17 protein-coding genes are annotated in these 23,926 nt (G+C 49.9%); 2 read left to right on the forward strand and 15 right to left on the reverse strand.

Annotation, left to right across the window (positions count from 1 at the left end):
- Positions 1-5: 5 nt before the first annotated feature.
- From Q0090_RS03370 to Q0090_RS03440, 15 genes are all read right to left on the reverse strand, one after another.
- Positions 6-431, reverse strand: coding sequence for a SufE family protein (locus tag Q0090_RS03370; protein ID WP_297947446.1), 426 nt, complete (start codon positions 429-431; stop codon positions 6-8).
- A 6-nt stretch (positions 432-437) separates the two neighbouring features.
- A complete protein-coding gene (locus Q0090_RS03375) occupies positions 438-1,454 on the reverse strand; it encodes a M28 family peptidase (RefSeq protein WP_297947448.1) in 1,017 nt (338 codons plus the stop codon).
- 196 nt (positions 1,455-1,650) lie between these two features.
- Positions 1,651-2,160: a thiol peroxidase gene (tpx, locus tag Q0090_RS03380; RefSeq protein ID WP_297947450.1), complete on the reverse strand. Its 510-nt coding sequence runs from the start codon at positions 2,158-2,160 to the stop codon at positions 1,651-1,653.
- Between the two features lie 80 nt (positions 2,161-2,240).
- Positions 2,241-2,732 (reverse strand): thioredoxin domain-containing protein, encoded by a 492-nt coding sequence (locus tag Q0090_RS03385; protein WP_297947451.1) that lies wholly within the window; start codon positions 2,730-2,732, stop codon positions 2,241-2,243.
- A 111-nt stretch (positions 2,733-2,843) separates the two neighbouring features.
- Positions 2,844-4,493: a fumarate hydratase gene (locus Q0090_RS03390; RefSeq protein ID WP_297947453.1), complete on the reverse strand. Its 1,650-nt coding sequence runs from the start codon at positions 4,491-4,493 to the stop codon at positions 2,844-2,846.
- 243 nt (positions 4,494-4,736) lie between these two features.
- On the reverse strand, positions 4,737-5,915 hold the full coding sequence (locus Q0090_RS03395) for a hypothetical protein (RefSeq protein ID WP_297947454.1): 1,179 nt from the start codon (positions 5,913-5,915) through the stop codon (positions 4,737-4,739).
- 701 nt (positions 5,916-6,616) lie between these two features.
- Positions 6,617-7,120 carry an RNA polymerase sigma factor gene (locus Q0090_RS03400; protein WP_297947456.1) on the reverse strand — a complete coding sequence of 168 codons (504 nt, stop codon included), beginning with the start codon at positions 7,118-7,120 and terminating at the stop codon, positions 6,617-6,619.
- 377 nt (positions 7,121-7,497) lie between these two features.
- Positions 7,498-8,241, reverse strand: coding sequence for a DUF5020 family protein (locus tag Q0090_RS03405; protein ID WP_297947457.1), 744 nt, complete (start codon positions 8,239-8,241; stop codon positions 7,498-7,500).
- A 114-nt stretch (positions 8,242-8,355) separates the two neighbouring features.
- A complete protein-coding gene (locus Q0090_RS03410; RefSeq protein WP_297947459.1) occupies positions 8,356-9,144 on the reverse strand; it encodes a hypothetical protein in 789 nt (262 codons plus the stop codon).
- 42 nt (positions 9,145-9,186) lie between these two features.
- On the reverse strand, positions 9,187-10,404 hold the full coding sequence (locus Q0090_RS03415; protein ID WP_297947461.1) for a bifunctional 3,4-dihydroxy-2-butanone-4-phosphate synthase/GTP cyclohydrolase II: 1,218 nt from the start codon (positions 10,402-10,404) through the stop codon (positions 9,187-9,189).
- A 12-nt stretch (positions 10,405-10,416) separates the two neighbouring features.
- Entirely contained in the window at positions 10,417-12,393 is a 1,977-nt protein-coding gene (locus tag Q0090_RS03420) for an LptF/LptG family permease (protein WP_297947463.1), read from the reverse strand.
- A gap of 105 nt (positions 12,394-12,498) precedes the next feature.
- Positions 12,499-13,869 carry a DUF3078 domain-containing protein gene (locus Q0090_RS03425; protein WP_297947465.1) on the reverse strand — a complete coding sequence of 457 codons (1,371 nt, stop codon included), beginning with the start codon at positions 13,867-13,869 and terminating at the stop codon, positions 12,499-12,501.
- 21 nt (positions 13,870-13,890) lie between these two features.
- Complete coding sequence (locus tag Q0090_RS03430; RefSeq protein ID WP_297947467.1) at positions 13,891-14,565, reverse strand: porin family protein; 675 nt, start codon at positions 14,563-14,565, stop codon at positions 13,891-13,893.
- A 22-nt stretch (positions 14,566-14,587) separates the two neighbouring features.
- A complete protein-coding gene (locus Q0090_RS03435; RefSeq protein ID WP_297947469.1) occupies positions 14,588-16,150 on the reverse strand; it encodes a LysM peptidoglycan-binding domain-containing protein in 1,563 nt (520 codons plus the stop codon).
- Between the two features lie 427 nt (positions 16,151-16,577).
- Positions 16,578-19,370 (reverse strand): ATP-binding protein, encoded by a 2,793-nt coding sequence (locus tag Q0090_RS03440; protein ID WP_366136251.1) that lies wholly within the window; start codon positions 19,368-19,370, stop codon positions 16,578-16,580.
- A gap of 458 nt (positions 19,371-19,828) precedes the next feature.
- Here Q0090_RS03440 and Q0090_RS03445 point away from each other — a divergent pair, with 458 nt between their 5' ends.
- Together Q0090_RS03445 and Q0090_RS03450 are read left to right on the forward strand one after the other, a co-directional pair.
- Positions 19,829-22,834, forward strand: a complete 3,006-nt coding sequence (locus Q0090_RS03445) for a glycoside hydrolase family 3 N-terminal domain-containing protein (protein ID WP_297947473.1) — start codon at positions 19,829-19,831, stop codon at positions 22,832-22,834.
- A gap of 41 nt (positions 22,835-22,875) precedes the next feature.
- Entirely contained in the window at positions 22,876-23,910 is a 1,035-nt protein-coding gene (locus Q0090_RS03450; RefSeq protein WP_297947475.1) for an aminotransferase class I/II-fold pyridoxal phosphate-dependent enzyme, read from the forward strand.
- Positions 23,911-23,926: the final 16 nt, after the last annotated feature.

Consider the following 23,926-nt stretch of genomic DNA (forward strand, 5'->3'; position numbering starts at 1 on the left):
TTTTATCAGGATAAATAGGTGCGAGCCGAGCGATGAATTTGCTCAATCATGGCCACGAGACCATTACTACGAGTGGGGGAAAGATGCTCGCGAAGCCCCATTCTGTCGATAAAGTATAGCTCCTGCGATACAATGTCTTCGGGTCGTTGCCCATCATACACACGGAGCAGTAGAGCCGCAATCCCCTTGACAATGAGAGCGTCACTATCCCCTCGGAGGGATAGAGTGCCATCTTCGTTGGGGGTAATTACAATCCAAACACGGCTCTGGCACCCCTCAATGATATGCTCAGGAGTCTTCTCAGAATCCTCTAGGGGTAGCAGTGTATTGCCCATATCAATGAGGAGGGAGTATTTGTCCATCCAATCATCAAAGGGCTCGAATTCTTCTAGTATTTCGTCTTGTATCTCCTTGATTGACTTGCTGTTCATAGCCTTTTATTTACGTTCGTTTTCTCTGTCTTCGAGGTAGGCCATAAGGGTCTCGCCTACCGCTTTTACCACCTCTTTGTCAATCACTTCCATGTTGTCGGCGTGAGTGTGCCAGTGCGCTCCAAATCCATTGCTCCGAGCCGGATCGTAGTTTACTATGTCTATAGTGGGGATGGCAAGGTTGTCTATAATGGGTTTGTGGTCGTCTGTAAGAGCGGCCCCGTCCGCCTGAATGAAATAGTGGCCAAAGCCGAGACTTGCCGCCTTATCCCATAGGGAGGAGACAATGCTTGGAGCATGAGTCTTGGAGAAAAACTCCCATCGGAACTTGGCATCGTGCGCTCCGACCATATCAAGAAGGATGCCAAACTCAGCACGATAATGCTCTACATGAGGATGCTTGCTCCAGTAGGTGGAGCCTAGGCACCAGGAGTCTTCGTTTTCGCTAACCCCCATGTCTTCGGCATCGACAAAGAGGAAGTCGACTCCTAACGTGCTGTTGCGGTCAGCCAGTTGGCGTGCAATCTCAAGCAATACGCCTACGCCACTTGCGGCATCATCAGCCCCTAGGATCGGTTCGCCTTTGCGGCTTGGATCGGGGTCGTTATCCGCTGTGGGGCGAGTATCCCAGTGAGCTAGAAGCAAAATGCGACGCTCTGCTGCCGGATTAAGGCGCCCTATGATATTGGTGATGGGGAGGGTAGCGCCCTCGTGGGTTGATACGTTCGCTTGCTGCAATACAACCTCAAGACCAAACTCCTTAAGCTTGCCGGCAATCCACTCTCCGCACGCCTTGTGAGTCGGCGTGTTGGGGACGCGCGTCCCGAAGGCTACTTGCTGAGCAATGTAACTATAGGCACTATCTGCATCGAATCGGTTGAGAGCCTCGGAGGGTAGTGCCTCTGTAGTATTATCGCTTGTTCCTCCCTTCTTGTCTCCCTTACAGCCGGTGGCTGATACGATGAGGAGGAAAATGGCGAGGGGGGCTAGTAGAGCCCTTACTAGGATGGGGGTTGTCTTCATACTTTTATAGAGTAATGGGTATAGTTATCTAGAGTAGAGTAGGAGAGACTATAGAGGTTGAGGTAACATCATCAATAGGATGCGAAAAGGCCGCTGCGCACCCAGAAAGGAACAACAGCGGCCCAACACACCAACACATGAAACATGAAAAGCCCTTTCACAAGGGATAGGGCAAATTTCTCTATCCTAGGAACAATTACGCCTGTTGGAGGGCAGCAATTGCTCGGTCGTAATCTGGTTCATGGGTAATGTCGTCTACAAGCTCTGTGTAAACTACCTTACCATCTTTGTCTACTACCACAACGGCGCGTGCGAGTAAGCCCTGAAGAGGACCATCCGTCATCAAAAGACCGTAGCCCTTTTCGAAGGAATCTCCACGGAATACCGAGAGAGTTTCTACATTTGCAAGCCCCTCTGCTCCACAGAAGCGAGCCTGTGCAAATGGAAGATCCTTAGATATACATAGAACAGCAGTGTCTGCCATCTCTGATGCAATCTTGTTGAAGCGACGCACGCTTGCGGCGCAAACCCCCGTGTCAATGCTCGGGAAAATGTTGAGTACTACCTTTTTCCCTTTGTACTCACAGAGTGTTGTTTCTGCAAGAGAAGCCTTCACTGCTGTAAACCCGGGAGCCGTAGCCCCCACTTGAGGCATCTCTCCGAGGAGGTTAATCGTAAGATCGCCTTTGAGTTTAGTCGTTGCCATATTCACAAATCCTACGCAGATCTTCTAAATCCGCAGCTAAGTTACACATTAATTTCTATTCTGCAAACTCCGTCGAGTTATTATTTGCTTTTTGAGATTATTTCCTGTACATATTCATTGATTGTACTCTCGGGGATATTTCCCAGAGTCTGGATGGGCATTCCCTTTGTGGGGACGAAGAGTACCATCGGGATGCTCTTTACCCCAAAGTGGGCAGCCAAAGCCTCATCCTTATCTACATTGACCTTGTAGAGAAGAACCTTGCCGTTGCTCTCTGCCACAATGCGCTCGAGTTTGGGAGCGAGTTGGCGGCAGGGGCCGCACCAATCAGCGTAAAAATCAATAATGGCAGGCTTGTCGCCTTTATATACGAACTCTGTAGGGTTTTTCTCAAAGTCGTAGATATGCTCTTTCATATACTTGGCATCGATCACCATTACATTGGGATGAGATGCCTCTTGAGCCGTCTGTTTCTTGCTCTTTGATTGGCAAGAAGCCTGAGTGGCAACACCTAAGAGCAAAGAGGTCGATAGGAGTAGCACTCGGAGTAGAGAGTGGCGGAGATAATTCATTGTCTTCGTCTATTTGTTTTTTATTCTGTACGTGTGGGAAAGCCTTTGCTATCCTCTACTCTTCTAGAATAGAGGGAAGGGGCAAAGAGTTCACTCCGAGTCTTTTTTTTCTCAGGACTGAATGGAGCAATCTTTGCAGCGATCTCGTATCTGTTGGAAGAAGTCGTTGCCTTTGTCATCCACGAGGATAAAGGCGGGGAAGTCTTCTACTTCTATTTTCCAAATCGCTTCCATGCCCAACTCCGGATACTCAAGGCATTCTACCTTTTTGATGCTGTTTTGAGCTAAGATGGCGGCCGGACCTCCGATGCTGCCGAGGTAGAAGCCTCCGTGCGCCTTGCACGAAGCTGTTACCTCTGCACTGCGGTTGCCCTTGGCGATCATGATAAGACTGCCTCCATGCTGCTGGAAGAGCTGTACATAACTATCCATACGCCCTGCCGTTGTGGGGCCAAAGCTACCGCTGGGTAAGCCACTAGGCGTTTTGGCGGGGCCTGCATAGTATATGGGATGCTGCTTGATATAGTCGGGGAGGTCCTCGCCACGATCGAGACGCTCTTTGAGCTTGGCATGGGCAATGTCTCGCCCGACTACGATGGTGCCCGAGAGGGAAAGACGAGTAGATACGGGGTATTTGGATAGCTCCGCACGGATCTCGTCCATGGGGCGATTGAGGTTGATTTTTACGGATTCGCCTTCGGAGTTTCCCCTCAATGCCGGCGGAATGAGCCGAGCCGGATGGGTCTCGAGCTTCTCGAGCCAGATGCCTTCACGATTGATTTTTGCCTTTATGTTGCGGTCTGCAGAGCAGCTCACTCCCATGCCGATGGGGCAGGAGGCTCCATGTCGTGGCAAGCGAATAACCCGAATGTCGTGGGCGTAATATTTCCCCCCAAATTGCGCTCCAAAGCCTATCTTATAGGCCTCTTCGAGGAGTTGTGCCTCTAGCTCTGTATCACGGAAAGCGTGCCCGAGTTCGTTCCCTTGGGTGGGGAGGTTGTCGTAGTACTTTGCGGAGGCCAGCTTTACGGTTTTGAGGTTCATCTCGGCAGAAGTCCCCCCAATTACAAATGCAATATGATAGGGAGGGCATGCTGCAGTGCCTAGCGTGCGCATCTTCTCTACCAGATAGGGGAGAAGTTTTTCGGGCGTAATGAGTGCCTTTGTCTCTTGGTAGAGGTAGGTCTTGTTGGCAGATCCGCCCCCCTTGGCAATGCAGAGGAATTTGTACTCATCGCCATCTACGGCCATCAAGTCGATCTGAGCCGGTAGATTGCAGCCCGTATTGACCTCCCGATACATGTCGAGGGGAGCATTCTGCGAGTAGCGCAAGTTCTCTTGTGTATAGGTGTCGTACACGCCATGGGAGAGGGCCTCTTCGTCGCCTCCGCCCGTGTATACATTTTGTCCCTTCTTGCCTAGAATGATGGCTGTACCCGTGTCTTGGCAAAAGGGGAGTTGCCCGAGGGCTGCCACTTCTGCATTCCTCAAAAATGTAAGGGCCACGAAGCGGTCGTTGTCACTTGCCTCCGGATCGGAGAGGATCTTAGCCACCTGCTCCTGATGCTCGGGGCGCAGGTAGAATGCGATGTCGTGGAAGGCTTGGCGTGCCAGAGTGCGTAGGGCTTCGGGCTCTACAACGAGCATTTTACGCCCGCCAAAGTCTTCTTCGTGTACATATTCACTTGTTAGGTGGTAGTATTCTGTCGTATCCTCCCTTAGGGGGAACATCTCTTGGTATTTGAATTCTTTCGTTGCCATTATTCTCTCTTTCCTTTTCTAAACTGCCCTCTAAGATACAAAAAGCGGATGAGCTTACACCTATATACTATTTATAAAAGAGGGGTAGGCTCCCTCTTCCGAGCTGAGCCTTTTTTGCCGGAGGGGGGGGATTCCCGAAAACGAGAAGGGCCGACTCCACTCGTGTGAAGTCAGCCCTTGTTTCAATTCAGAGAGAAACGCTTCCGAAAGTCTGCGGATTCTCTGTTATAGAGGAGGTGAGAATTACAATACTACCTTCGTGCTCATCTTCTGACCTTGGCCATTTTGTGTAAAGATGATGAATACTCCATTACCAAGAGCCTCAGCAGGGATGTCGATTCTATCAGCTTGAGCGTCTACCTGAGCTACGAGCTGTCCGTCTACGCTGTAGAGAGCGGTGTTTTGGATACCATTGCCCTCAATAGTGAGTACGCTACCATTCTTGTATGCCTTTAATTCACCTGCAGCTTCTACTGTCTTAGCTGAGGTTATATTCATATAGAGGTAGGCATAAGTAGTTTCTTTTTTGTCTCCTGATGCATCGGGGTCAATAACATACATTGAAGTTCTTAGGCGACCACCGGCTAGAGCATCTTCGTTCATAGAGTTTTGGAACATGGGGCCATCTAATGCAAATGGGTAAGTAGGATAGTAGGCATCCTTACCCATGCGATCGTTGTCGTATCCAAACTTCATGGAGAGATAGAGTTTTTCTTCACCGGTCTGATGGCTGATGTCCATGATCTGTACGTCCGTTAGCTCCATGTCGTTGTAGTTGTATGCGATATAGCCGTCAAGCTTGAAATTGGGGGCTGATGTCAGCATGTTTTCTCTAGTTCTATTGCCTTTTGCATCGTATTCGTACGTTCTAACGTTACTCTCGATTTCGTCGGGGTTCCCATCTGCGGGATAGCCGGACTTTACAAGCTGGTTCTTCTCATTGTAGATGTACTTCATATCAGAAACAGTGCCGATAGAGCGGAGGTAGGTACGGATTATTGTGTTATTACCTCTCTCGTCGTATAAAAACTCCTTTACGTTGGCAGTGTCGTTGATGGCATATCCCATGAACATAATTCTCTTGTGGAGTCTACCATTCTCATCGTAAACGTAGTCGAAGCGGGTGTCCAATGGGAGTACCTCGGGGATGTCTCCGGAGAGAACCTGGTACTGGTCGGCACGGAACATCCTGCCTTGCGCATCGTAGTAGATAGAATCCACGTGACCAGATTTTCCTTCGGCATTGTAGTAAACAGCGGCTTTTGCTTTACCCTGCTCGTTATAAACATAACGGAAGCCGGCTTTGGATTTTAGTCTTTCGACCCCTAGGAACTTAAGGTCAGATTGTTTTTCCTGTGCGTTCACACTCTGAGTGAGGGCGAGGAACATTACAGAAGCGAGAAGGAGTAATGATTTCTTCATTTCGTTTTTTATTAAGTGACTATACAACTTGGCATTACTTCGCACATAGAAGCAATGTTTTTTCCTGCGGGGGAGGGGGCCATATCGTGGTCCACTCCAAAAAGATAAGTCTTGTGTGTCGTTTTTGTTGGTGGGTATCCTCTTTTGGAGAATAGTAGTGCAGCGAAGCTCAAGATGATCGATTCTGCTTTGCTCAATCCTTTTTCATTCATGCTGCATCCTTCTTATGCAAAAAAGTAACCATCTAGAGGTTACTTTCTGGCCTTTTGGGGATTATGTTGAGCATCTGGTACATATGGATTGTTCACTAATCCACCGACGTGACAAAGGTAGTTGTTGAAATTGGAACGACAAAATCTTCTGCCTGGAAAATATATCCTCGTCCACTCTTCTGATTTTTGTAAGGGCTCTTCACTTTCTCTCTTTGTCTCCCATGAAAGCGGCGATATCGCTTGCCTTCGAGGGGCTTGATAGCCAAACTCTCATACAAAATCGAGGAATTAGAAAATTGGGGTGTCATAAGTGTGGAAGTTCTTCTTTGGGGGCATCAGGAGGAAAAGGGGGAGAGAAAGAGATTCGCCTCTCCCTAGCCTCGGACGGGGTGGCCATGGGCGGCACGATCTTCTTTAGAAAAAAAGAAAGGGTACAGCAGCAAAGGCTACTGTACCCAATAGGATATAGATGTGTAGTGAAAAAGCTATTTAGCGCATGTCTCGAAGCGTCTTTTGGAGCTCTTTGCGAGCAAAGAAGATGCGACTCTTAACTGTGCCCTCGGGGATTGCCATCTTTTCGGCGATCTCGCTGTACTTATATCCGCTTAAGAACATCTTGAAGGGAGTACGTGTATGCTCGCTGAGATTGTCGATTGCGGAGTAGATCTCCCGAATATTCATGGCGCCATCGGGGGTACTATACCCACCCTCTGTCACTAGAGGAACATTCAGTATATCTACAGTTGTGTCGAATATCTTACGACGACGTTCCACCCTATCTTGATTGTTGAGGAATATATTGTACATGATGGTCATCATCCAACCTTTGAAGTTGATATCGCTTACAAACTTGTCTCTGTGGGTCAGAGCACGAAGCGAAGTGTCTTGTACAAGATCGTCTGCATCGTTGGTATCTTGCGTTAGTTTGAGAGCATAACGACGAAGATTCTCTTGTACCTCTTGTAGGTTACTCTGGAATTGCGTTCTGGTCATACTGTCACTCGTATTATGTTAAACCTTACTACCTTTGTTTTTACTAGGGGGAGGCGGCCGAAGCGGTCTCTCCCTTTTTCTTGTAAGCAAAGATAGCCCATACAAGCCTTGTACTTGATAGACGAAGCCATGTCGTATTATTGATATTTTCTATAGTGGCCTATTTCTTATAGGATTCTGCTTGGAAATAAATAATTTATAGGGTGAGATTTTTGTAAAAATCAGCTGATTTCCGAGTGCATTTCTGGCTAGATTCTTTTTTTATTTCAGCCGCCGATTCGGACGCATGGAGCCGCATAAAAAACTTCGCTCGGAGAGTCCCAAAAGAAAGGTCTGCGAGCGAAGTGTGGGGCAAGGGGATAAAAGGGGATTCTTCTCTAACGGAAACTCCACTTGAGAGCCAGCGTTGGGGCTACAATCCATTGAGGGGCGTCCACATTGTGAGAGATGCGAATCTCGGAGCCAATGCTAAGGTTTAGATCATCGGGGATTGCCTCCAACTTATTGAGATTGCACCAAAATTGGGGCTGCATCATAAGCTTAAAGCGAGTGTTCCACCCGGGTCTTTTGTCCACTTGTTGCCAGAAACTGACAAATCCGGTAGCCGAGAAAAGTCCATCTCCGGGGGCGTACTTCCATACGGTACAAAGCTCGAAATTGTGAGGCTGGGGTGTAAGGCGGATATACTTGTAGAGTAGGGCAGCACTGAGCATTAGGCGACGGTCGCCCCGAAGGTAGGTGTATGAGGCGCCAGTCATAAAGGCGTCATTCATAGAGATGGCAGTGTTACTCTGAGGGGCGTTGACGAAGCGGAGCCCCCCATCGTAGCGTACATGCCAAGCCACGGGAGCCTGCCAAAAGCGAAGGTTGCGCATGAACTTCCAGTTGGCACTCACAGCCCCCTGCTGCAAAAAACTCATGTCGACAAAGTAGAAGGTGTCGCCAAAGCGATCTACACTTTGTTGTTCAATGGTTGCGGTGATAGTGGGGCGCTCCTTTTGCGCCTCGGGGTAGAGATACCGCCCGAGGTCGTAGTGGAATTGTAGGTTTTGAGCATCTACAAGCTCGGCGTTGGCGCAGAGAAGTATTGCGAGGAGGCTATATAATAAATGTCTTTTCATCGTGATGATAATAAGTCGTGCGTTGTATCGCTGCTTGTGAGGGGAATAAAAAAGTACATCCCTCCCTCTCATGGGTGAGATGTACTTTCTATTTGTGAGATCTTCGGCGGGTGCTTACTGCATGAATTCGAAGCTACTCGTAATGTTGATTTTCACGTTTACCATGGTGCCTTGTGCAGCCATAGAGCCCGATAGCGGGAGCGTAAGAAGGCCATAGATAGGAGCCCCTGTGGCTTTGTGGATCTCGTAGTTGAAGAGACCGGTTCCCGAGAGTGTGATCCCCTGCATAGACTGCTCGGTGTTGAGTTTTGAGTCGATTACGTAGGAGTTGTCACCTATAAGGGTAAGGGTAGACTTGGCCTTGTTGTCATTGAATACCATAGTCTCCCAAGAGTCGCCTTGGGCTACGGGGTGCTTGGGATAGAGACCGGAGAGGGTGCTCGAAACAGCCTCGAATACCTTCTTAGCTACCTCGGGAGAGACGCTAGCGTCTAGGGCTTTAGGCTCTCCAACAAGCTCGAAGTAAGGGGTTACTTCTGCTTGTATTACCTTGCCGGCAATGGCCTTTAAGTCCTTGTTGTATTGCGTGTCTTCGCTATCGGTAGAGCTAGCCGTAATGTTGCCTTGGTCGCTCTTTACGTCTAGGTCTGTGCGGTTGACGATCACATCAATAATGAGGTTTTCTCCCTTGAGAGATACGACAGAGAAAGCAAACTCGGTGCGAATCGTTGTCTTCGATTTCATGGTCTGCCCACCAAATGTTACCTCTTGATCCATGATTTGTTGGTAGCGGAGGGGGATCTTTTGTCCGGGTTGAAGCTTCAGACGAATATCCTCCTTTTGAGCATGCAACATGGCAACCGCTGCTACCATTGTAGCGAGAGTGATGATTAGTTTGCGCATAACGTTGATATTTTAAAACGGTGTTTATAGAGTTGTCTTTGCTTACTTTATGTTATGCAATTTGTGCCCCATTCGCTCCTTTTTGGTGCGAAGATAGGTTGCATTGTAGGGGTTGGGCTCGATCTCAATGGGTACATTTTCTACTACCTCTAGGCCGTAGCTCTCGATGCCTACACGCTTAACGGGGTTGTTGGTGATAAGGCGCATCTTACCTACCCCTAGCTCGCGCAAGATCTGGGCTCCCACGCCATAGTCGCGCTCGTCGGCAGCGTGCCCGAGGTGCAGGTTGGCATCAACGGTATCCATTCCGTCCTCTTGGAGTTTGTAGGCTTTCATCTTCTCCATGAGCCCAATACCACGCCCCTCTTGGTTGAGGTACACGACCATTCCTTTTCCCTCCTTCTCTATAAGTTGCATAGCACGATGGAGTTGATCGCCACAGTCGCAACGCCTAGAACCAAATATGTCGCCCGTAGCGCACGAAGAATGCATACGCACGAGTATCGGCTCGTCTTTGCTCCACTCGCCTTTGAATAGGGCAACGTGCTCCATGCCATTGGACTTCTGACGGAATGGGATGAGACGGAAGTCGCCATACTCCGTGGGCATATGTACTTCCACTCCACGCTCCACGAGCGACTCCTTTTGCAGGCGGTAGGCGATGAGATCTTTGATGGTAATGATCTTCATGTCCCATTGCTTTGCTACCTCCACGAGCTGAGGGAGACGAGCCATTGTACCATCTTCGTTGATGATTTCTATGAGGGCTGCTACAGGTTGCATGCCCGAGAGGCGAGCGAGGTCTATGGCAGCCTCGGTATGCCCGGCACGGCGAAGTACCCCACGGGAGCGCGCACGAAGCGGATTGACATGCCCGGGGCGAGCCAAATCTGTAGGTTGAGTCTTGGGGTCGGCTAGAGCTAGGATCGTCTGCGCTCTGTCGTACATCGAAACGCCCGTAGTGCAGCCGTGCCCAATAAGGTCTACTGTAACGGTGAAGGGAGTCTCGTGTAGGCTTGTATTGTCGTGCACCTGCATGTCGAGCTCAAGACGCGAGGCCACCTCTTCGCTGATAGGTGTGCAGAGCACCCCCCGTCCGTAACGCATCATAAAGTTTACCTTTTCGGGGGTTATGGTTTCGGCGGCGGTGATGAAGTCGCCTTCGTTTTCGCGATCTTCGTCGTCCACTACAATCACAAACTTACCTTCCTTAAAGTCTGCGAGAGCCTCCTCAATTGTATTCAATTTATAGCTATCCATAGATGTGGTTTATTACTCTTCTTTATTTGTGGTTTCGTATATATTGGCAAGTTCGTCCAGGGTTCGCCTGCATAGCTCCCACTGCTCCAAGAGCACCTTGCGTCGCCTTAATAAATACCAAACGTAAGGCAAAGATAAGGGTAAGATGCCCAATAAAGCAATATATATCACTTTTTTCTTGGGGAGTAGAGGCGCGAAAATAGCGGGCAATTGTGGTAGGTCCATAAGTTTGGCAAGGACCAATCTATTGTCGGTATCCACGAGGCGATTGACCAAGCGATCGAGGCTCTGAGAGGTATCACTATAGGCTCTATTGAGTTGGGTTAGGGTAGCAAACCCGATACGGCGATGGGTGACGAATGGGTTCTTAGCCACCTCGTGCATGCTCTTTTGAGCCGTTGAGATGAGGATTCTTGCCTCTTCGTTGGGGACATAATCGAGGATAAGTTCTTTGGGAACGATATTGCGAATGCGCTCCGGACGCAGGAACTTTTTGAGTCGGAATATAAGCTCGTCGAGGTTGAGAGCCACGGAGTCTCGAGAGGCTTCGTAGGTGAGGAAGGCTCCAATGGGCAGGAGTATAAAGGTAGAGAACCACATCCCCAACCACGTGGGCCAGGTGCCGTTATAGCTCAGGTTGAAGCCCAACGTATCGATCATGTAGTAGACCACAAAAAGCAGGATGCTAGCGACCATGGGCATCCCGATGCCCCCTTTTCGGATGAGAGCCCCTAGGGGAGCTCCGATGAAAAAGAAGACAATGCAGGCTACGGGGAAGGTGAACTTGCGGTGGCGCTCTTGGCTGTGCGAGCGGAAGTTGTATGCCTCGGCTTGATAGGCTCCATCCCAGAAAGTGGCAAGCTCAGACATGTTGCGCAACTTCTCGGAGGCGGTCGTGAGCGAGAGTTGTAGCTGCTCGGGGCTTGCCATGCGGTAGAGACTATCGAGCGTTATTGTCTGATGCTTGGCTCCTTGCTCCAAGGCTTTTAGGTGTTGCTTTGCCTCCGGGGAGGAATCGAGGGGGCGGATGCTGGTTTGGGTGTACCTGTCGGCTAGCGACCCCGAGAGGGCTTCTCGGGCATTGTTGCGCCCTACGCTGTCGAGGTGATATATGGCAGTGTCCCGGATGTAGCGGTTGAGTTGCAAAAGGTTCTTCCCCACGAATTGGCTACGCAGCCCCTCGTCGTCGATCATCTTGAAGTTCGTATCGAACCAAATAACAATGCGTTTGTGTGAGAAATGCTCCTTGAGGTAAGAGGCCGGTAGGTCACTATCGTAGGAGGCGGCGTTGCCGGAGCCTTCGAAGAATGAGCCTTGAGAGAGTTGTTCAAAGCTCTCGCCTTTGTAGAGATCGAGGGTAAGGAAGGTCTTGGTGGCGTCCATTTGTAGTTTCCCCGAGTCTGCCAATACGATCCGTGGTTGGCCGCTACCTCTGGAGAAATCATAGATCATGAGCTCGTGTAGGGTGCGATTTTCATGATCTTTTTTCTTGACAAATAGACTATACCCGGGTATTTGGTTGTAGAAAACCCCTTGGGGAATTTCCAAATCGGGGCGTGATTGCTGTGCCGAAAAGATGATCTGGAAGAACTTGACTTGGGCATCCATCATGGCCGTATTGAGGTAGACAAAAAGGGCTACCCCGATAGTAACCCCCACCACGAAGAGGGGAGACATGATGCGATATAGGGGGACGCCCGCACTTTTCATGGCAAGTAGCTCGAGACGCTCGCCCAAGCCCCCAAAGGTCATTACGGAGGCGAGCAAAATCCCTAGCGGAGTTGCCGTGGGAAGTGCCATTACGGCGGCATGGAAAAGCAACTGGAAAAGCACCCAAGTGTCGAGCCCTCGCCCCACGATTTCGTCGGCACGAGACCAAAGCATTTGCATCAGTACAACAAACCAGCAGATCACGAAAGTCATAGCCAGCAGGGGTATAAACTGCTGGATTATGTACGTGTACATCCGCTTGGGAGGGGCCATCTTCATCTTCTGCTAAGTCCAATACGTCTTACAAAAGTACACACAAATACCGACTAACCCCCGCTACCCTATGGGAGTAATAGCCTTCGTCTGGTAGCGAGAGGTGGGCAATTAGATGTTCATCTCGAAGCCAAAGCTTAAAAGCTGATTTATCTGTATGCGAGATAGTAGATCGGGGCCGTGGGATGCGGCATCATCGAAGCGAAGTTGTAGATTCACTCGCGTTGAGAAAAACTTGGAGAAGGCAAAGATGAGGGCGTTCTCCCATTCTGTTTCGATACGCTTGTAACTTGTATTGTAGTAGAAGCGAGATTGCCAACGGAAGGTATCTGAGAAGTCCCAAGTGAGGTCGGCACGAAGCATCGAGCCAATAGCCGAGTAGAGCGTCTTTCCGTCCTTAAAGCCGTGGCGAGCTAGGTCTATATCGTGGCGCTGCGTCCAGCGGAAGTCGTAAGCGATAGGGGCTAGATTGACTTCGAAGCGAGCCTTACGACCATAGTGCGTACTCGACTTGTAGTCATAGACATACTTGAGACCGAGACCAAATGTGGCAACAACAGGAGAGAGGGGAGCACTCAGAATGTCTGTTTTATTTTCTAGTCTCATGGTAAAGACTTGGGTGCGCACTTCGGCATCTAGGGTGTAGAAAAGATTCTGTACAGCCTGGACCCCCAGGTTGCTATGGAGGCGGATCAGGTCGTCCGCTACGCGGTAACGGCTCACTTGGTCCGAGGGGCTGGTGAAGATACTTAACCGCCACTCTAGCTCATTATTCCAGGAGAGTTTATCCCTTTTATAGTCGAGTTTGAAATGCTGACGGGTATAAAGATTGAGGTTGCTACTCCCCCCTTTGTGCCAATTGCCGGAGATATAGTTTTGAGAGAACTGAATAACACTATTCCATCCCGGCGTCCAATACTTACGGGGAGCCATAAAACGTCTCAGCCCCGATAAGGGGTCTTTGTCCAAAACTCCGATGGTAGGGGTTTCGCCAATGGCTACACCGGCTGCTGCAATCGTCTCTTCGGTGATGCGGTGTGCCTCTAGATCTGTGTGGGTCTCACGGAAGATCTGCGGGTAGCAAGATTGGATTTGCTGAAAGAGTGCCTCGTCGAGGTTATACCCATCCACCATTGATTGTAGTCCCATGGGTTGCTTGAGCGGGTTGCTTGCCGCCATATGGGTAAGAGCGAGGGGCTCTAGAAGGCTCTTGTGCTTCGGCTCCAGCAGTGCCGGACGTGTGGAGGGACGCATGGAAAACCACCCGGCAAGCCAAGAGCGGTAGAGTACCTTTGGTAGAGAAGAGTCCTCTCCGGCTTGCGCTTCTGCCTCTGTTTGGGAAGCCTTCTCTTGCTGTTGGTAGATAGAGTCTGATGCGACCGGCTCTTGTGCATGGGCCAAAGGGGGTGAGGCGAGGGTTATAACCATTGCCCCAAATGCCGTAGCGCCGAGGAGCAACGAGTGCAGTATGTTTTGTTTCATTATGTGAGAAAATTTCCTTGTTTAGAGTACTCTGAATAAATAAGTGACCTTGGCAACACCGGCCATTTCGCTGGCTTTGCTGTAGGGATCGGATACCGTGGTATTAAAAATATCGTTGAATCCGTAGTAAAAACGCCCCTCTAGTTCGATGCGTTGTCGGCCGATCGTGAGCGCAACAAGAGGCCCACCAGTCACTCCCCATGCAAAGCGGTGTGCGACTGACAAAGAGTGCCGTTGTCTTTCGCTCGTGGTGAATGTATCGCCTTTGGTATAGCTTTTCTCCCCAAGCATATAACCGATCTTAGGCCCCGCTTTAATCCCTAGACGCACCTTGCCTATGGGGTAGAAGAGTTGGCACAGAAGAGGCATCTCGATCATGTGCAAACGGCGGGTATAGGCTATGCCTGCACGTGACTCCGAGAATTGCTCGGTCCACCCCCGCAGTGCATAGTTAAGCTCGAGTGATATAGCTGTGTAGGGGCTATTCTCCACCGATGCCGAGACCCCTACGGTTGGACCCAGGCAGATGCCCTGTAGTACGTTGGGCATAAAAGCTACCTGGGATAGGGTCATCCCCAAAGAGCCTCCCAGGTGTAGTGAGGGGGCTACAATGCTCGGGGCGTCGGTCTGAGCGGAGAGCGAAAAAAATGAACCTAGGGCAATGAGCCCGATTCGGATGGTGCGAAATAGAGACATATCTCGGCTCTTGGATTGGGGGTTAGAAGATTACGTTGTGTCGTGTACCCACCCCACTGGCAGAGTAGTTGATGAAGAAAAGCCCCACACTTGTGAAGTGACTTTCGCCATCTGCTTTGCGGAATACAAAGTCGCTCTGCAACCCATCGTGAGGGATCTCTCCGAAGGCTTGTGGAATCTGCATGGCGTATCCCGTCCATGCTTGTACAAAGTAGGAGGCAACGTCGTAGCCCAAAACAGCATACTTGGGGTAGCCATCGAGGCGAGAGCCGTTGAACCATTTATTGTACTCTTTAGCGAACTGGAGGCTCTCTGTTTTGGTCTCGTCGAAGTAGAACGAGGAGTAAATGGTGCTCCCCAAAGCGCCTATCTTCTTGCAGAAGTCATGTCCGTATGATTGCCACTCCGGATACCCAAAAAGATGAATATTGGAGGCATTTCCAAAGCTCTTTTCGATGGATTTGATCACCATCTGTGTCGGCTCTTGGCGCCCATCGTTGAGCATAATGATGGTCTCTTTGCTGTCTTTTTCGAAGCCCCAATTGCCTGCTTTGGCATCGTAGAAACTACAAACTTTGTAGGGAACATTCTCTTTGTCCAGACGCTTTTTGAGGGCGTTGATAACGGGGATGTGGTTGCCCGAGGGGTGCTCTACAAACACAATTCTGCGGCCGTGAGCCTTGTCGGCAAAGGCAAGCGATAGATAGGGGTAGAGGTCCTTCTGGTCTGGATTGAGCTGATATACCGTATTGGGGTACTGGTTAGAGTGGCTTTGGGCGATAAAGGGAGAGACGTAGATTGCATTTTTGCCACCCACGTAGCGGCCCAGAAGTCGGGTAGTGCCGTCTGTATGGCCCCCTATGATGATGTTACAAGGGTCGAGCTTCCCTTCGTCGATAAGTTGTTGTATGGCTTGCTCGTTTTCGGCATGATAGGTGTCGATACGAGCGGAGATCCCTCTTTCTTTTAGTTTTAGCATCCCCATCAAAAAGCCTTCGTAGAAGTGGACGTAACGAGCCGGTCCATTCTTGCCAATAGGCAGCAATAGGGCGATGTGGGCCTTATTCGCCTGAGTCTGCTGGCGAGCTTGGGTGGGCGCAGTCTGCTTTTGGGATGTTTTGTTTTCGCTGGTGGAGGGTGCAATCTTGATTACTCTGCCTACGGCAATCTGGTCTGCTTCCAAACCCGGATTGAGTTTCAGGAGGGCAGGTACTGTAGTGCCATACCGGCGAGCAATAGCGTAGAGCGTATCGCCACTCTGCACCACGTGTTCGTTGGCTTGTGTGCCGGCGGTGGTAGAAGATGGCTTTTGCGCTTTGTCCGAATCAGCCTTCTGGGGCAAGGGGATTTGCAGGTGTTCTCCGATGCGAATACCATACTCAGAGCCGGGGTTAAGCCTATATATATCCTCTTCAGATACTTTGTATCTACGAGAGATCGAGTATACGGTCTCTTTTTCTTGTACTATATGGACGTAGGTTTTCGCCGTTTGGGCAGAAAGCCGTGCGCACGAAAAAGAGAGTGTCGCAATGAGGGAGAGGAGAAAAAGTGTGTGCTTAATACCTCTCTGTAGGGTTGCTTTCATAATCTAGTTTACTCTAGTTACCTATACTGTTTGGCAAAGATACTAATCACTGAGCAAAGAGGCCTCTTTTCCCTTTTTAGTTGAGTTTATATTCCTTTCTTGCTCTTTGCTAATAGAGTCTTAGTAGCTTGATGGATAGTGGATTATCTATGTTGTGAGACCGAGTGGGTGCAGGGGGTGGAAAAATCCGGTGAGAAATGAAAAATAAATAGGGCAGAATCCCCATAGGTTTTTATGGAGAAATATTTCTTTTTTTACCCGGAAATGGAGTACAGTTCTGCCCTAAAGTTTTTTAGAAATTAGGCAACACTTTTTCCTCGCATGGCGAGGTATCTTTTTTTGGTGTGCGGAGAGTGGAGTTTTTTCGTCGTAGCTCTTTTCTTCTGCCCACGGAGAGTGGAGAGGTAGCCTACAGGAAGATATTTGTCTACAGATTCGGATGCTTTCCCCTTTTGTAGTCGGATGGCGTAATGCCGCAGACGTTTTTGAAGGCGCGTACAAAGTTGGAGTAGTTGTTGAATCCACATTGATCGGCTATATCTGAGAAGCTGAGGTCCGCATCCCCCTCTAGTAGAGTCTTCGCTTTTTTGATCTTGATACGTTGGATATAAGCGGCAGGCGTATACCCGGTAAGAGCTACTACTTTACGATAGAACTGGCTATTACTCATGCACATATTGGAGGCGAGGAGCGAAACGTTGATCTCCTTTTGGCGGTTAAGTTGCAGGTAGATGGTGTCCGTTATCTTGGTGAGGAACCGTAGGTCGCTTCTATCGGGTTGAGCCGTTTCTTCCTCTTCACGATTTCCTTTTGACTCTATCATGGTCTGCATGAACTTCTCCTGCAAAAGGCGTCGGCTCTCGAGAAGCTTGTTTACTCGAGTACGTAACTCATCTCCGTTGAATGGCTTGGCGAGGTAGGCATCAGCCCCGGATTCTATACAGTTGATCCGCTCCTTTTCTGAGATCTTGGCCGTTATGACCACGATAGGAATATGGTTGATAATCTCATCGCTGCGCACCTGACGGCATAGTTCGAATCCATCCATCTTGGGCATCATTAGGTCGGTAATGATTAGGTCGGGCACGAGTTCTTTAGCCTTTTCTAATCCCTCTATACCATTGGTGGCATAGGATATAGTACAGTGCTTGCCAAACTGAGATCCGATGTAGGCTGCGATGTCGGTGTTGTCTTCGATAATGAGAAGGTGACAGCTACTGTCCTCGGCGATGGCGTCTTTGAGTGCCTCTTTCTCCTCGTGAAGTATGGGCTTATTGTATTCGATTTCGTTGGATAGTCGCTGCTGGCAATAGTTGTGGATGGGTATACTGAGGCGGAATGTAGTACCCTTGCCTTGTGTGCTTTCGACGGCTATCTTGCCTTCTATGGCATCTATTATCTGTTTTACGAGAGCTAACCCCACACCTGTACCGATGTGCTGGGTATCGTTGCCCGCTTGATAGAAGGGCTCAAAGATGTAGGTCAGGGCCTCGGGCGCAATTCCTTCTCCGGTGTCTGCCACCTCAAGTCGTAACTGCTCGTCTTCCCTCCATACGGTTACACTTACCTTCCCGTACTCGGGTGTAAACTTAAGAGCATTAGAGAGGAGGTTGTTCATTATCTTTACCGCATAGTCGGGTACAAAGTCCATCTCTACATCGTCTTTTGCGAAGAATTGTAGGTCGATGTTGCGGCTCATGGCAAAGTCGTGGTAGCTTTCGGCAATCATATTAAGGAAAGCCGTGATATTGCCGCAGCGCCAATCGGGGTTCCCAACCGACGATTTGATCTTGGAGATGTCGAGGAGTTGATTGATGAGCGCAAGCAGACCTTTGCCTTGGCGCTCCATTACTTTTGCTTTTTCGCCTACCTCCTCCGGTGTAAAAGTCATCTCTTGGAGGTCGTGGCTCAGCCCAAGTATAACAGTGAGCGGAGTGCGGAATTCGTGGGTGACATTGGTGAAAAACAGCTCGCGTAGAGTGGATATTCTTTTCAATGCTAAGTGGTTGCGACGGCGTAGCCGGCCGGTGTAGAACAGCATTGCTAGGAGACCTGCCAGGATAAGTAGTATGAATCCTAGGATGGTAAAGCCAATATAGCGCATGTTACGCTCCTGCTCCAACTTCTGCCGAGCCTGACCCATATGCACCGATTGGCGGTCGCGCTCGATCTTTAGGCTTATGTTTTGGATTCGGTTTACCTTCTCCATGTCGAGCAGACTATCCTGCAGGGCATTTGCTCGTTCGTAAGAAATGAGGGCGGATTGGAAGTCTCCGGAGTGTTTGTAGTGCTCGTAGTAAAGATTATATACCTCAGCTTGATGCTCAGTGGACTTGATACGCTCGGCCATTGCTTTGGCTTTGCTGAGGTACTCTAGTTCGTTATCTTCTTCGCCTAAGGTGTGGGAAAGCCTGGCAAGGGCTATCAGAGAGTTGAGAGCGTGCCACTCGTCTGGCGAATCTTTCATTAAGTTGTAGGCTGCTGTATAGCTTTCTTTAGCCTTGTCGTACTCGTATTGCTTTTCGTAGAGGCCCCCAAGGTAGGTATGGCAGAGCGATATCCCGAGTTGGTTGTTCACCTCCTTATTTAGAGCCATTGACTTTTGGTAATAGACAAATGCAGAGTCAAGCTTTCCGTTCTTCTCGAAGATGGAGCCAAGGTTGGAGTAGTTAATCGCTTGTCCTACGGGACTTCCTAAAGCTTGCTCGCCCTCAAGAGCTAGGCGCAGAGCACTATCGGCCCGTTGATAGTTGCCTAGGGTCATGTAGATGTTGCCTAGTCCGTTAAGAGCTGTTACACGGTTCTTCTGGGCGGTATATGAGGAGTCTGACATCTCTTTACTGAGCGTCCAAGCACTGTAATGGTATTCCTGAGCGGCATCGAGTACGCCCATTCTTCGGTAGTCGGTACCTATGTTATTTAATGCTTGTATCCACTCGAGAGTGTCTCCTATAAGCTCTGCTTGTTGCAGACCCTTGCTGTGGGCTCTCAGAGCCTCCTCAAAGCGGCAGTCTCTGCGTAGCTCGTTCCCCAATTGTTTTAGGGCAACGATGTTACCGAGTCGGTTGCCTTCGCTTTCTAGTTCTTTCTGTAAAAGAGTGAGAGAATCAATGCCATGGGTGGAAAACACAAGTTTATTTACCTCTTCTCGCTCCTCAGGCGTAAAGAGTGGAGCATCCTTTTTACAAGATGTGATAGGGAGAGATAAGAGAACAATCAAACCTAGAATGCATGTAGTCCAAAGATTGATTTTTTTTGTTCTCTTTATAAACACGAAAGGCTTGTGTGAGTGGGATAGAACCACCTTATAGCCGGGAGAGTCAAGTCTTTCTTCTTCCATTAAAACCCTTTATGGCTTAAAATCTTTTGCAAAGATGCATGTTTAATGTTGAATAGCAAGGTGTTTTCTGTATTTTTATCACTCTAAAAAACAATGGTTAATACGCTTTTAATTTTCCCTTTTTCTCGAAGAAATGCGGCTATTTTAAGGTTGAAAGGAAGGGGAACCCTTTACCTAGAAACGCATTTTAGGGCCCTCGAAACCGAAAAGCCAATTGCCGCTTAATCAAGGTTTCGGGGGCTTTTTGTAGGATCGGGCGCAAGGCATAAGCCGGAGGAGAGCACCTCTCGGAGCTGAGCCTCTTGCCTAGGTCGGAAAATCAGCCTAATTTTGCACCTATGAATTGGCAACGAATCATTACCATCTTGGCATTTGCTCTTGCCTTGTTTGTGGGTGAGAACAGCTCGCTTGCTCAGCGTGTAGCTTATTCTCCTTCGCTATTATCCAATATCGCACAAAGGGGCGGAGAGCGGGAAGTAGAGGAGAGAATGCGCAGCATGAGCCTAGAGGAGCAGATTGGGCAGCTTATTATTCCTATTGTATACCCCTCTAGTGGCACCCCGCAGATGGCGGAGGCTGCGCGTATTGTAGCCAAGTGCTATGCCGGGGGGATACTCTTCCAAAAGGGAGAAGTGTACGATCAATGGCTGATGACGCAGCACCTTAATAAAGAGGCAAAGCTCCCCTTGCTGATCACTGCAGACGCTGAGTGGGGCCTTGCCATGCGCCTATCCAATACCATTCGTTACCCACGCAATCGAGCTCTGGCCAATGTGCGAGATCTCGGTCTCATCACAGAGTGGGGGCGGAGTATGGCAGAGCAATGCAAAGCCGTAGGCATACACGTAAACTTTGCTCCCGTAGTGGATGTTAACAATAACCCGAAGAACCCCGTCATTGGCACTCGAAGTTTCGGCGAGAAGACTCAAGATGTAATTGACTATAGCCTGGCCTACTCGCGTGGGCTGGAGGAGGGGCGGGTGCTCTCCGTGGCAAAGCACTTCCCGGGGCACGGCAATACGGCCCTTGACTCCCACAAGACGCTCCCCACCATCAAGGGCTCTCGCTCGGAGCTGGAGAAGACCGAATTAGCCCCCTTTGCCGCTTACTTCCGTGCCGGTCTGGGCGGAATAATGGTGGGGCATCTCAACGTCCCCGCCCTCGATAAGTCGGGCACTCCGGCCTCTCTTAGCTACGCTATTACAACCCAACTTCTGCAGCAAGAGATGGGCTTCTCGGGCCTTATCTTTACCGATGGAATGCAGATGCAAGGGATGCAGCAACGAGGGGCAACCCCGATCAGTGTGCGGGCTCTACTTGCCGGCAACGACCTCCTTTTGGGGCCCACCGATCCCATAAAGGCTCATGCCGAGATACTGGCAGCCGTGCAGCAAGGTGTGCTCTCCCGCAAGCAAATAGAGCAGCATTGCCGCAAAGTGCTCCTCTATAAGTGGGCACTGATGGGGCAGTCGTTGCAGCAACCTCAGCTGCCTAAGCTATCCCGAGGCGCCTTTTATGCCTCCCTCAATACCCCAAAAGCCCTCCATCTTGCCAATGAATTATGGTACCAATCCATCTCTATTGAGCGGGATGAGGCAGGCCTAATTCCCCAGAGCCGTAAGGGCGATCCTTCGGTAGGGGTACTAGACCTTAACGGATCCTCTAAGGCGGCATTTGTCACAGCGCTCCGCAAGATAGGGGTTACCCCTAAGGCGCACTATACGCTGGCAGATAAGAGCCAAGGTAGGGCATCGGAGGCCTTGGAGGCACTCTCGAAATGCTCTCTGGTCTATGTCAATTGCTATACAAACTATACGAGCTCGTTGGCCCAACTGGTGGAGCAGCTCTCCGCAAAGACGCGCGTCGTTTTTACTCTTTTTGCTTCTCCCTATCAGCTCCCCTCTTGGCACTCTGCGCTCAAAAAGGCCAAGGTGGTAGCCGTAGCCTACGAGTCGAACGAAGAGGCATTGCGTGCCGTGGTGGCTCGTTACTACAATGTAGAACCCGATGATTTGGAGATTTGCCGCCCTCCCAAAGGCAAGAAAGAGGTGCCATCTACGGCAGCCGTAGAGGTGGGGAAACCCAATCGCACCTTTGCTTCGCTTGATAGTATTGTAGAGGATGCGCTTAGGAAAAAGGCCTTCCCCGGCTGCCAAGTTGTGGTGCTCCACAAGGGAGAGACCGTCTACAACCGAGCTTTTGGTACCCTAGACGGGTCGGATCGTTCCCCTCGTGTTACCGAGAATACACTCTTTGATATAGCCTCCGTAACCAAGGCTTTTGGTACTACGCCGCTGATTATGGATCTCGTAGGCAAAGGAAAAATAAAGCTGACAGATAGGGTAGACAAGTACCTCTCGGAGATGGCAGATTCTCGTGTCGGCTCCATTTCCATCAAAGATCTATTGCTCCACCAAGCCGGGCTCACCCCCACCATCAACTTTTACCTCCAGCTCATTGACCCGAATAGCCTCACTACAGGCTCCTATTTCTCCTATTCGTACCGACCGGATTGGCTACAAATAGACGAGAACATCTGGGTAGACCCCAATGCCAAGTGGCGTGCTAACCTGGTACGAGACGAGAAGGGAAACGGCTTCATGATGCGCTTTGGTCGGCAGTTTATCCACCAATCGTTCCGAGATACCGTGCTGCAACAAATCGCACAAACACCCCTCAAGACGCCCGGGGTATATCGCTACTCCGATGTGAGTTTTATCCTACTTGGGATGATTGCCGAGCGAGTGTCGGGCTCTTCGCTCGATAGTTATCTTACCCAATTGGTAGCGAAGCCGATGCACCTTGAGCACTACACCTACGATCCTCTTGCTCATGGCATTGATATACGGGATATTGCTCCCACACAAGCTCAATGTCCTCTTAGAGGCGTTGTGCGCGGTAGTGTAGACGACGAGTCGGCAGCCGTATTGGGGGGGATAGCCGGCAATGCCGGGGTATTCGCCACCGCCACAGACTTGGCTCAGGTGGCAGAGATGATCCGCTGCAATGGCTCCTATCGGGGGAAAGAGATACTTCCTCACAAAGTGGTACAGCAGTTCGTTTCTACTCTAGGACGGCAGGGGAGACGAGCTCTCGGCTTCGACCACAATACCAAAAATAACGCACAGATCCCCTCCAATGCCTCTGCCGATACCTTCGGTCATACCGGCTTTACGGGTTGCTCTGTATGGATAGATCCCAAACGGGAGATGGTGTATGTATTCCTATCCAACCGCACCTATCCCACACGACTCAATAAGAAACTAATTTCGCTCAAGGTACGCCCTCGCTTGCTAGAGGCTGCCATCAACGCCATTGATGCCCGGAGCATCCCTACAACATAGCTTAGTAGATACCTATTTTCCCCATTATATCGAGAAATAAGATGATCAACGGACACGGAGACGAACGCCTAAACGACGGCAAAAAGCCCTTCCTCAACTTTAGCAATACCGTATGGTACGGTGCGGATCACACGCTACTTGGCGAGCATCTCTCCCGCTCGCTGGTAGATTGTATGAAACACTATCCCGAGCCGGATGCGGCTACGCTACGCAAAATGATCGCTCGGCGCCATGGGCTTAATGAGGAATCCATCATCGTAACCAATGGCCCCACCCAAGCTATCTATTTGCTTGCAGAAGCTTTTGCCGAGAAGCGTATCCTGATTCCCTCTCCGGCTTTTGCCGAGTACGAGGATGCCGCTCGTCTATACCGCTCGGAGGTGCGACTGATTGCCGGTAATACGCCTATTTCCGAATGGCCTTTGGATGAGGTGGACGTTTGCTACATAGCCTCCCCCAATAACCCCGACGGTCACATTATATCGCATGCCGAGCTTATGCTCATCATTGAGAAGTACCCAAAGGTCACCTTTATACTTGACCAGTGCTATGCCAATTACACGACGGTAAACAAGATAAAACCAAGCGATAGTAAGTCGCACCCCAACTTGATCTCCTTCTGGAGCTTCAGCCATGCCTATGGTATTCCTGGGCTGCGTATTGGCTATATCGTGGCTCCCAGTCAGTACTCGGAGGCAATTCGCAGGTTGGTCGTCCCCTGGTCTGTCAATAGCATTGCCATAGAGGCTGCCAAGTACATCCTCATTCATCCGGCGCAATTCACCCTCCCCATCCGCAAGTGGCAACGCTCTGCCCAAGAGCTTATGACCAAACTCAGTGCCTTTAACGAGATTGATGTACTCCCCAGCACTACTACGTTCTTCCTCATCAAACTGAAAAAAGGCACAGCGGCTGCACTCAAGGAGTATCTTGCCACGGAGCATAATATGCTCATACGGGATGCGAGTAATTTTGCAGGACTAGACGCTAGCTACGCTCGTATCACCTCTCTAGACGAGGCGAGTAATAACCAACTTGTGGATGCTATTGCCCTCTGGCTAGAGCAACAAGCCTAAGGAATCTTTCTGGTGT

This window comes from uncultured Porphyromonas sp. (assembly GCF_938023125.1).
In the GTDB taxonomy this organism is placed as follows: domain Bacteria; phylum Bacteroidota; class Bacteroidia; order Bacteroidales; family Porphyromonadaceae; genus Porphyromonas.